The sequence below is a fragment of the Pseudoalteromonas sp. genome (genome assembly GCF_036960685.1).
Lineage (GTDB): Bacteria > Pseudomonadota > Gammaproteobacteria > Enterobacterales > Alteromonadaceae > Pseudoalteromonas.
The window spans coordinates 1-12,619 of the sequence record NZ_JBALXK010000030.1; the positions used below are offsets into that span (position 1 = coordinate 1).

General features: G+C 39.5%; 4 protein-coding genes. All 4 read right to left on the bottom strand.

Going from position 1 to position 12,619, the window contains the following annotated elements; genetic code table 11:
• Positions 1-152: 152 nt before the first annotated feature.
• On the bottom strand, positions 153-1,385 hold the full coding sequence (locus tag V7783_RS18715; protein WP_335680013.1) for a cysteine desulfurase-like protein: 1,233 nt from the start codon (positions 1,383-1,385) through the stop codon (positions 153-155).
• 9 nt (positions 1,386-1,394) lie between these two features.
• Complete coding sequence (locus V7783_RS18720) at positions 1,395-2,027, bottom strand: 2OG-Fe dioxygenase family protein (protein ID WP_182718990.1); 633 nt, start codon at positions 2,025-2,027, stop codon at positions 1,395-1,397.
• A gap of 189 nt (positions 2,028-2,216) precedes the next feature.
• Entirely contained in the window at positions 2,217-9,338 is a 7,122-nt protein-coding gene (locus V7783_RS18725) for a leucine-rich repeat domain-containing protein (protein ID WP_335680014.1), read from the bottom strand.
• A gap of 438 nt (positions 9,339-9,776) precedes the next feature.
• Complete coding sequence (acnB, locus tag V7783_RS18730) at positions 9,777-12,374, bottom strand: bifunctional aconitate hydratase 2/2-methylisocitrate dehydratase (RefSeq protein WP_335680015.1); 2,598 nt, start codon at positions 12,372-12,374, stop codon at positions 9,777-9,779.
• Positions 12,375-12,619: the final 245 nt, after the last annotated feature.

Genomic DNA, 12,619 nt, shown 5'->3' on the forward strand with positions numbered 1-12,619 from the left:
GGTCAGCGGTCAGCGGTCAGCGGTCAGCGGTCAGCGGTCAGCGGTCAGCGGTCAGCGGTCAGCGGTCAGCGGTCAGCCAAAAATTAACTAACTGCTGACTACTGTCAAGTATTTGCATTAAACTGAAAGCTGACGGCTTATAGCTGACAGCTTCAAATCAGCTCATCAAACAAATCAAATAACTTATCAAGTTCTTCGATGGTGTTGTAGTGCATGCAACCAATGCGTACAACGCCGCCAGTATCCAATACACCCAATTGCTTGCATAAGCCCTGAGCGTAGAAGTTACCATCCCACACACAAACATGTTGCTTGCCTAAAAACTCAGACACCTGACGTGGTTCAAGCCCTGCAAAAGTTAAAGCAAAGGTCGGTGTACGCTCTGATAAACGCTCTAAATCATCAATACCAAATAGCTTAATTTTAGGGTAGTTAACTAAACGTGTGAGAAAGTACTCACTTAATGCCATTTCATGCTGTTTGGTTTTGGCAAAAGCCGCAGCTAATTTATCACGGCGCGAATGACTATCATCAAGCTCACTAATATCAGCAATGTAGTCAACCGCAGCAATTAAACCCGCGAGTGCCTCAAAGCTTTGCGTACCGGTTTCCCAGCGCCCAGGAATAATATCCTTGGCAGGTTCAACCTTATAAGGCGTAAACCCTTCAAGGTGTTCACGTTTACCATAAACCATGCCTAAGTGCGGACCAAAAAACTTATACGCAGAGCAGGCTAAAAAATCACAATCAAGGGCTTGTACGTCAACTAACTCATGTGGCGCATAATGAACTGCATCCACATACACCAATGCACCCACGCTATGAGCAAGTTCAACAATACGCTGGATATCGTTAATAGAGCCGGTGGTGTTTGATGCATACGTAACGGCAACCAGTTTAGTGTTACTATTTAATAAGCTCTCAAAATGCGCCATATCTAAGCTGCAATCAGCCTCGTTGATAAGCGCAGTATTAACTTTAACGCCTTTATCTTCAGCTGCTTGTTGCCAAGAGGATACATTTGAGAAGTGATCAGCATTAGTCACTATAATTTCATCGCCCGCTTGCCAGTCGCGAGAAATAGCACGGCTAAAGCTAAACGTAAGGCTGGTCATATTCGCGCCAAATACAATTTGATCGCGCGATGGTGAATTAAGTAAATCAGCCGCTGCTTGGCGCGCATTAGCCATTAGCTCAACGGTTTTATCGCTTGAGAAAAACGCGCCGCCTAAGTTAGAGTTGTAATAACCTAAGTAAGCCGACATTGCACTAAGCACTGATTGCGGTACTTGCGAACCACCTGGGCCATCTAAAAATATCGGTGACTTACCCGCAACTTGTTGCATTAATGCCGGAAACTGACGACGAAGTTTAGTTAAATTCATTATCATTCCTTAAGCCGTTAGTACGAAACAATCTAGGTAACCGTCTTTACTTGCATCAATCTTATTCATCGGCGTGGCGTTGTGCCATACTTCACGGTCGTTGATTAATGCAAACATACCGTCTTTAATTTCCATTTTAAAACACGGCTCAGCTTGTTTGTTTTCATAAACAAGTAATTCACCACCTTCTAGATTTTCATGTGATACACCACAAATACATACATGATCAAAGCCGTCTTGGTGAATACCTTCTGGCGCCGGTGGCGTGTCGCTTTCAATTGCTAGCATTCTAAACTGGTGGATCTCAATATCACGGTCTTCGTCTATACCTGTGATAGCACGAAACTCATTAACGATACTTTTCATGCCTTCACTTTGCAGTAAGCTTGACTCTAAGTTCTCGTAAGTACGCTCAACATTACCTTGAAAGGTATTAATTGAATCATCTTGTACAAAGGCTTTAGTGGCTTGTAGTTTTAGTTCGCCACCTTGTGCTTTGATCACTGAATAGCGGCGTTTACGAAACGCACCATCGGCGTACGGATTAGCAGGTAGATTAGCAAATGATGGCTTGACTGCCTCGATATGAGCTTGGTTTACAAAACGAAGTTGTAATAGGTTCTGGTTGTTTAATGCTGTCATAAAGATCTCGCCTATAGTCTAAAAGTATGGCGAGAATTTTAATGCAAATGAATAGAAATTTTTGCGTCTTTATTAAGTGAAAGATTATAAAAAGTGTAAATTTAAGATCGTAAGTTGAACTTTATAGGATTTTCAATTCAAAAACAAAAACAGCCACTCAAGGTGGCCGTTTTATAGCCTAGATAAAGTTTAAAAACTTAAATTAGTATACCCTTGGCTATCTCGTAGTACTTCTAAATAACTCACCGTATCAGCCGATAAGTTGTTTTCCCATAAGTTAATATAGGCAGCTTTATTTACAATCGACTCTAAGCCACTTACAGCTGCTATTTCATTATTGTTCAACCACAAATTTTCAAGCAAACTGTTGTTGCTCGTATCAATATCAGTCAACTCGTTATACTCTGCACTAAAAAATGTCAGTGCAAGGTTATTATCAATATTAACGCTAGCCAGTTGGTTACTACCTAGGTAGAGCTGGGTTAGCTTGATATTTTCCGATAAATCAATGCTGTTGAGATGATTATTGTTAACCTCTAAATATTCAAGCTCTGTATTAGCTGACACATCGAGATGGCTAAAATTATTATGATTAGCATACAAACTTAACAAGTTTTTATTACCAGTTAAATTAAGGCTTTCCAAAAAGTTACCGCTAACCCCCAAATACACAAGCATTGAGTTTTGAGTTAAATCTAAATTCGTCAACTGGTTATCAGATAGATATACGTGTTGCAGTAGTGGATTATTACTTAAGTCGATTTCATTAAATAAGTTATGAAAAGCATTTAGGTGATGAAGATTCGTTAACTCTGTTAAATCGACCAAAGCTAATTGGTTGTGTTCTATACCTAAATACTCAATAAGATTGTTGGTATTAAAGTCAAGTGAAGTAAGTTGATTATTGCCTAAATCTAAAGAGGTTAGTTGAGCATTATTGCTTAAATCTATGGCTACTAACTTATTACCCCAGATCGACAATTGCGTTAGCTTAGGGCTCATAGTAACGTTTAGCTCGGTTATCATATTTCTTCCAGCGTCTAGCCTCCTTAACTCACTTAACTGCGAAACTTCTAATGACGTTAATTGGTTATGACCTACAAATAAACTTTCTAATTGACTTAAATGAGCCACGTTTATAAATGTGAGTAAATTTGATTCAGCAGATAAAAATATTAAGTCGTGATTAACACTCACATCAAGCTCCGCTAGTTGATTGTTATTCAGCTTTAAATCATTAAGGGATGTATTATGACTTAAATCAATAGTTGTTAACGCATTCTGGGATAGATCTAAACGTTGAAGGTTTAAATATTCAGACAAATCGATATTGGTAAGTTGGTTTGAAGTTAAATAAAGCTCAGTAATCATACTAGGGTCATCAACTAAAAGTGATGTCACACCTGAGTTGTGAATGCCAATAATTTTAAGGCTAGGATACTGAGACATATCAATATCCCCACCCCCCAAATTTAACTCACTAATATGAAATGCTTCCAAATTAGGAAAAGAACCTAACCCTTCCAGCGATGTTACTTCACCATTACCACTCCATGCACAATACAATGAAGTTGTTTCTTCTAATCGTGTATAACCTGAGTTGTTAACACATTGCGCAAGTACCGGATCAGTTATACCCGCTTTATCAGCAAGTGGGATTGCCACAACAAACTCTACATTAATCTCGCAAGACTCTGTGATTGGACCTACTTCATAATAGTCAGCTGAGTGCCAAGTACCATTACAACCCTCAATATTCCCCACTTCATAGCCATCATCTGGATATAAACTAATACCTCGCGTTTCATTATCACTAAGTAAAAAACTACTGTCGCTTACGTTACCATTACCCAGAATTGACACACCAACTTGATAACTCACTGAGTAATAAAGGTTGATATAACCTTGATTATCCCGCAAATCATCCAGGTACATGGTCGTTTCGTCTGTTAATGGTAAGCCACTAAAACCTAATTCCGCATTTTTATCAGAAACAAACTCTAAGCCCGAAACGCTCTTTAGTGGTGCTTCCCATACAGTTGCTCCTAATAATTGGTTGTTGTTAGAAAAATCGAGAGATTCAACAGAACTACCTTGCAAGTAAAAGTAGCGTAATAAGCTCAACGCTGATATATCAAGACCGGCTAAGTTTTTATTATAATAGAGATTTAAGTGCTCTAACATATTACCTGCTGGAATTGATAGGTCAGTGATATTAGAGTCAATGATTTCCAATGACCTCAATTGAGTAAGTACTGAGGTATCAACAGAGGTAACATTTTTGCCGCCCATTACCAATTCTGATACTTGACCTAATTGAGACCAAGTTATCAACGAATGATCCACACCGACGATATCAAGGTGCCTCAGCTGTGCTAAAGAAGTGAAGTCGAGGCTATCAAATTCCGTATTTCCAATTAATAATGTTTGTAGAGAAGAAAGGCCACTAAAATCAATATGTTTAGCGCCAATCGAATTAATTTGTAGGCTAGTAAGATTAATTTTATTTTGTAAATCTAACTCTTTCACATTAACTAAGCCAAATAGCCAAGCATCTTTAAGGTTCGTTAAGTGCCCAATATCTAAATTGGTTAGTTCACTATTATTTAGCGAAATCGTTTCTATGAGCTCGTTGTTATGTAAATCCAAATCAGTAATTTGAGTCGCTTGTAAGTCTAGGTGTAGGAGCTTATTTTGCGCATTAAGATTAATATCTGTTAGCGGGTTATCTCTTAGCCCCAAATACTCAAGGTTAGAGTAAGGCGCTAGATCAATGGTGCTTATGTTCTGTGCTATTAGTTCTAACTTTGTAATTTTTTGGGGGTCAATTACAGAGACAGTCTCTATATCACCTCCCCCATTAAGTACTATTTCATTCAAACTTTGTAAGTGACTTAAATCGGCGTGTGCACCTACTTTTACATTCCCAAGCTCTAATACATTAAGATTAGGAAAAGAACCTAACCCTTCCAGTGATGTTACTTCACCATAATTATCCCATCGACAATCTAACTCAGTAACACTCTCCAAATTTTCTTGCTCTGAGCTATCAACACACATAGCAAGCGCAGGATCTGTAATATTTGCCTGAGTAGATAATGGAATGAACTCTTTAAAAGTCACATCAATTTGGCAACTAGCAAATATCTCGCTTGTTACATAAGTACCATACTCATTAACAGCACCACCGCACCCTGATATAGTATCTAATTGATAGCCGTTATCAGGAATAATATCGATATACTTTTTTGTACCATGCGTGACTTGATATCCATCGGTAATGCCTAGCTGACCGTTACTGCCCGAGTTTACCGAAATGGTATGCTGCGGTGCATCAAACGATAAGTAAACTTTATCTTCTTCCTGGCAGCTATTGCCTTTTAAGTGCTTACAGAAAGTAACATTACGGCGATTGTTATCAATAAGCTCAATAACCGTATCTTGACCATTCAGTATTAACTCTAATTTACCGTCAACCAACTCAACATTTACCGGCTCAGCATCATCCAGTTTAAGAGTGTAATATTGTTTATCTTGATCTTCATCGTAATCACCAGAAGTAATAAACCAGCGAGTAATGCCATTACTATCATTTTGATAAAGACTGGTATAGTTTAAATCATACTCATTAAATTGATCGACCTTTGTTGAAGGGTTATAATCATGAATGTATAAATGTGCATACGAGTCTGTTAATTCATTATTGCTATAAAAATGGCTAACACGCTCAACATAGTAGCGATTATTATCGACTGCCACTAGAGTATATTCCATCCCACCAACAAACTCACAGTTAGGCTCAGAGGTATCACACCAATCAACCAGCTCCCATGTATCAGTATTGTAATAAGCGTCACGCTTTAAATGTCCGTCCTCAAACCCCTTTTGATACGAACTGGTCCCTGTAGTAAAGAAAAGCTCTCCATCTTCGTAGACTTGAATCTCCCCCCAATAAGAGTTGGTATCATGACCATCCCTGAACTGATGGCGCCCGGCAAAGTTATCAGCTGAGATTGCTTGCTCATTACGACGTACCATAATACCAGCATCGGTGTATTGCTCATCTTCAAATGTACCTTGTGTGACTAACTGGTAGCCCACATTTAAATCTTTAACGACAAAAAATGTCTCTGTATCAGAGCCTGTTAAATCAAGCACTATTGAATTATTAAGGACTTGCCACGTAAAATTTTCTACTGATAAATCACTTATATCATGAGCTGTACCCGTACCATCTGGATTGAAAGCGACATTGTAAACTGTTTGTTCATTTACTAGATCTACAGACCAATCACCAACGATGTCATCAGTTGTAATTGCCAAACGTTGCTCAAGATACGTTTTGGTCACTTTATATGAGCTTTTAGTCTCTTCAACAAATACATCATTTTTATATTGTTCGATAGTCTGCTCTAACTCATACCAGTTACTTCCTTCAACCGGTAATGGGATTAATCTCAGGCTGCTAGCTATATTTTTGACAGTTACTTCAATCGGTGAACCTTCTGGGTACTCTATATTTTGGAATTCACTAAGAATCAACACTTGCTGTGGAGTGATTTCAACTACCCCTTCAGAGTTTTCAGTCCAAACCACATCAACTTTACCCTCGTAGGTTAAAGAACCTGTATTATCTTCACTTAGCTCTACCGTATAAGTGCTCGCATAATAAAGGTCTTGATTACCAATCATAAAGGTACCAACAGTCTCCTGCTTATCTTTAAAGGTCGCATTAATTTCACAATCCATATTGCCAGCAAATGCAATGTAGTGATTACCCTCAACATAACCATCACAACCTTCAATTGCGTCTAAAACGAAACCGTCGCCAGGAATGATTTCAAATCCAACTTTTTGATACAAAAATGACGCTTGTGATGCGGGCGAAATTTCACCATTGCCACTTGAGTTAGCAGTAAGGGTAACTTTAGGGCGCTTTGATAAGTAAGTAATTTGTGAGGCAGCATTACACGCGCCGCCATCTTTATAATGGCAAACTACAATGCTGCCGGTATCTGATGAAACAAGTTCAAAGTGCCATTTCTCACCATCTCTGTCATAACTTAACACACCGTCATTAAAGGTTGCGCCAGTGTAAGTCTGCCCCTCTAATTCAACAACGTATATTACGTTACCGTTTTCGTCATATTCAGTATAAATTCTATCTGTTTGGCCATCTGCTGAATAAAACTCAGTGTAATTTTCTAATAATTCTTCGGTAAATGCGCTGTAGCTTAAATCTTTGCTGTATTCATAAACTAATATCGCGCCGTCTTGAGAGCTAATCTCACCGTTTGGTAAGTAGTAATTTAGAGTGCGCTCAATGTAATACAGGTTTCCAACAATACTGATGAACTCATGAATCATTTCACTTTCAAGGTAACAACTTGCATCAAAGCCTTCACATGATGTAACAACTTCATTGTTATAAATGAAGCGCTTACGTGTAAACTGACCATCCTCTAAATGCCCTTGCCAATCAGTAATGCCCAAACCAATCATGGTTGTGCCATCGCTATAAATATTTAAATCATATGATTGAGACGTGCCTATAAACCCATGCCAGCGACCTATTACGTCTTCATTTGTTGTGGTAACGGCTTGTTTTTTGATTAACAACCCTGTTAGGGTGTCGCTCGTATCAAGACCAACTAATTGATAACCGCCACTTAATGCTTTTGTAAACCAAAGCTCAAGCTGCCCTATTTCACCATCTTCATCATAGTTAACAGTTAAGCTATGGCTGTTTAGCTGCCAAGTAAATGCTTCGCTGCTGTTACCACCAACATCGCCTGTACCATCAGCATAGAATTGCAGGGTTTCAGGTAGGTCAGGATCGTCACTAGTATCGTAATCATTCTCATACGCATCAAACACCCACTCACCTAAAAGCTGCTCAGCTAATAATGAAATGGATTTATTTTTATATATTAGATTCGTCGTATATGTTTCATCTTCTTCAGTCGTCATTGTGACTGATGCGGAATTTCTATCAACTATCATTCGCTCTGTTGAACGCGTGATCTCGATGGTTCTAAATACATCGTTTTCAGCTAATACTATAAAACTAAGCCCTGTTAAAAATAAAGACTCTGAACTTTCAGCATCTGAATTTTGATAAATCGTAACCTGTTTATCAAACTCTAATGTATACACACCCTCACTTTCAGACCAAGTGATAGCGCTACTGGTATTAGCGCTAAACTCACCGTTACCATCTGCCATTAGGCTTAAGTGAAACGCTGTATTGGTGTGATAACGAGGTGAGTTAATAATATACTCTCCCTCAAGCGTGCCTTTTGCACCTGTTACAAGATCATCATCTTCTTTAATTTCTTTTTTAGTTTTTTCGATGATCTCAGGGTCTTTCTCTGTTACTTCTTCTTCAAACTGTTTTGCTACCTGCTCGTTTGCAACAAGCTCTAGTGTACTATTAACGCCTTCTGGTAACGAATAGTCTGGATTATCAACTACAATTTTAATTAATGTCGCAAGTTGAATTTTTTCATCTGCATCAACATTTAACAATGCTGTATTTAGATCTTCGTCACTACTTAGCTCAACACCATCACGAGTTAAAAGAGCGAACTCTGCAGTTGTTACATTAGTGATGTTTACACCAAAATTATCATTGCTATCGAGGGTTTTATCCTCACCCGCTTGTGCGAGAAGTTTTTCGACTGAGCTTAGCTGCGATACAAATTCAACCCCTGGGTTTAAGGTATCTAACCCTTTCGCTTTGACTCTGACCAACTTTTTAGTTGATGACTCATCGATATTTAAAACCGCGGTATAACGACCACTATCATTTGCTTGAACCTGAAAAGATTCACCACCAACAACAATTTCAAGTTCAGCATTGGCAATTGGCTCATCAGTAACCAGCCCTGTTATGGTTACATTGGTTACTTTACGCTTGATGAGCACTGCTTGAGAAGATGATGTCGAGGCGCCATCATTATCAGTAACCGTTACAGTAAAGTTAACAGTAATGTCTTCACTGATATCTGGGGTAGTAAAGCTCGCTTCAGCACTGGAAAGACCATCACTGATAAAATCAAAGCTCGCATCGTGGCTCCAACTATATGACGAAATTTCACCATCCGTATCGTTTGCAGTCGCATTAAGCGTGAATTTTTCTTGTTCTATTTGTTCATCTGCAGCCGTTATTGTAACTGTTGGGCTTTGGTTTACTGGTTCAACAGGTGTTGGCGTTGTACCACCTTCCTCATCACCTGTGCCTCCACAGCCAGTTAAAAATAATGCACTGGCTAGCAAGCCTATGCGTAGCTTTGTTTCAAAAAAACCCATTTCATTCCCCTTTTAAATGGATGCAATTAAGGGGAACTGTTTAAATCATTCCCTTTAGTGATTAAAAAGCCATAGTTTAATACGGCCCTAAGATATTGTTTCTGACTCTTATAATTTTTAGATAGATTATTAAAATTATACTTGTGAACCTCAGGCTCTAATCACTAGCTCGATAGAGAAGTTGATGCCGCATAATTTGATGTATAATGTGAAATTGAAGTTAGCCGAGGAGTTTACGATGGTCTTTTACAGTACTACTTAATTATTTTAATAGCATGTCGAAAAGAAAATTATCGCCTCTTCCTTGGCAACAAATAACATATGTTAATTATTGTTATCGGTAGGATTTTAGACGAAGAAAAGTTTTCGTCAAGTGAAAATGAACACAAACTTAACAAAAAACCCACGCAATGTGGGTTTTTTGTAACAAGCAGACTTTTAAACAGCTTGTTGGATTATCACGTTGTCTGCTTTTTTAGTGTAAGCAGGCATACGGTGAAAGTTCAAATAACGGTAAGTATCAGCCGCTGTAGCATTGATCTTAGCGGCATATTCTTGGTACTCAGCGGGTGTAGGTAATTTACCTAAAATAGCCGCGACAGCTGCAAGTTCAGCGGATGCTAAAAATACGTTGGCACCATTACCTAAACGGTTAGGGAAGTTACGGGTAGAGGTAGAAACCACCGTGGCTTTATCTGCAACACGTGCTTGATTGCCCATACACAATGAGCAACCCGGCGTTTCAATACGTGCACCAACACGGCCGAAAATACCGTAGTAGCCTTCATCGGTAAGTTGGTCTTTATCCATCTTAGTCGGTGGCGCAACCCATAGCTGAGTTGGAATACGACCAGAGAAACCATCTAATAGTTTACCTGCGGCGCGGAAGTGACCAATATTGGTCATACATGAACCAATAAATACTTCGTCGATTTTCTCGCCTGTAACATCAGATAATAAACGTGCATCATCAGGGTCATTTGGCGCACATAGAATTGGTTCATTGATATCGGCTAGGTCGATTTCTAGGACGTGTTTATATTCTGCATCTGTATCAGCTTCCATCAGCTCTGGGTTTGCTAACCAGTCCTGCATTGCAGTAATACGGCGCTCAATGGTACGAACATCACCGTAACCTTCTGAGATCATCCATTTAAGCATAACAATGTTTGATTCTAGGTATTCAGCAATAGACTCTTTAGAAAGCTTAACGGTACAACCTGCAGCTGATCGTTCTGCTGATGCATCGGAAAGCTCAAATGCTTGCTCAACAGTCAAATGTTCAACACCTTCAATCTCTAGAATACGGCCAGAGAACTCATTAATTTTGCCTTTCTTCTCAACCGTCAGTAGACCTTCCTTGATCGCGAAATAAGGGATTGCATGAACAAGGTCTCGTAAAGTGATACCAGCTTGCATTTTACCTTTAAAGCGCACCAAAATTGACTCAGGCATATCAAGAGGCATAACCCCTGTTGCGGCTGCAAATGCGACTGCACCTGAACCTGCAGGGAATGAAATACCCAGTGGGAAACGTGTATGTGAATCACCACCAGTACCTACGGTATCTGGTAATAACATACGGTTTAACCAAGAGTGAATTACACCGTCACCGGGACGCAGTGATACGCCGCCACGGTTCATGATGAAATCGGGTAACGTATGATGGGTGTTTACATCAATAGGTTTAGGGTAAGCCGATGTATGGCAAAAAGACTGCATGGTTAAATCAGCAGAGAAACCTAAACAGGCTAAGTCTTTAAGCTCATCCCGAGTCATCGGGCCTGTAGTATCCTGTGAGCCAACAGTGGTCATCTTAGGCTCACAGTATTGACCTGGGCGAATACCGGCCACATTACATGCTTTGCCCACCATTTTTTGCGCAAGCGTGAAGCCTTTATCAGATATTTCAGTTACTGCTGGCACTTTAAATACATCCGTTGCACCTAAACCCAGTGATGTACGCGCTTTGTCTGTTAAGCCACGGCCGATGATCAGTGGAATACGACCACCAGCACGAACTTCATCAAGAATGACATCTGATTTAAGTTCAAAAGTAGAGATTACCTCATCAGTACCATGGCGTTTAACAACCCCTTCATAAGGGTAAATATCGATTTGGTCACCCATATTGAACTCGTCGACGTTTAATTCGATTGGTAACGCACCAGAATCTTCCATTGTATTAAAGAAGATAGGCGCAATCTTGTTACCTAAACATACACCGCCAACACGCTTATTTGGTACAAATGGAATATCATCACCCATAAACCAAAGTACAGAGTTAGTGGCAGACTTACGTGAAGAACCCGTGCCAACAACATCACCAACATATGCCAGTGGTAACCCTTTCGTTTTTAATTCTTCAAGTTGAGTAATAGGACCAACTTCACCGCCTTTATCTGGCGTGATGCCATCGCGCTCAATTTTTAGCATTGCTAAAGCATGCAGAGGAATATCAGGGCGAGACCATGCATCTGGTGCTGGTGATAAGTCATCAGTATTTGTCTCACCTGTTACTTTAAAAACAGTAACAGAGATTTTTTCAGCAACCGCGGGCTTATTAGTAAACCACTGTGCGTTTGCCCATGATTCAATAACTTGCTTAGCAAAGCGATTACCTGCTTTGGCTTTTTCTTCAACATCATAAAATGCATCAAACATGAGTAATGTATTTGCAAGACCTTTAACAACAATTGGTGCAAGCGTATCGTCATCAAGTAAATCAATCATAGGGGCGATATTGTAGCCACCAAGCATAGTCCCTAGCAGCTCTGCTGCTTGCTCTTTTGAGATAAGTGGTGACGATGTGCCGCCTTTAGCAACAGCAGCCAAAAACCCTGCTTTGATGTAAGCGGCATCATCCACACCAGGTGGTACACGGTTTACTAATAAATTTAGAATAAACTCTTCTTCACCCGCAGGTGGAATTTTTACTAACTCGATAAGATCAGCCGTTTGCTGAGCATCTAATGGCGCTGGTACAATACCTAATTCGGCACGTTCTTCTACGTGTTTACGATAATTTTGTAGCACAATATAGCCCTCTTGGTGACGTGAAAGTATTTAGTAGTGCGAGTGTTCGCCAAAAATTACCAAACCTTTATAGAATTCTGACTGTTGATAATAAAGCTTTTAAGTATAGATTAAAATCCACCCAGTAACGCAAAACATGATACTCATTATAAGTGGTATGAATACCCTATATAAAAAACACCAGTCAGATGAATGCTAACTACGAATCAGTATTATCAGGCATAAAAAAACCCAGCACATAGCTG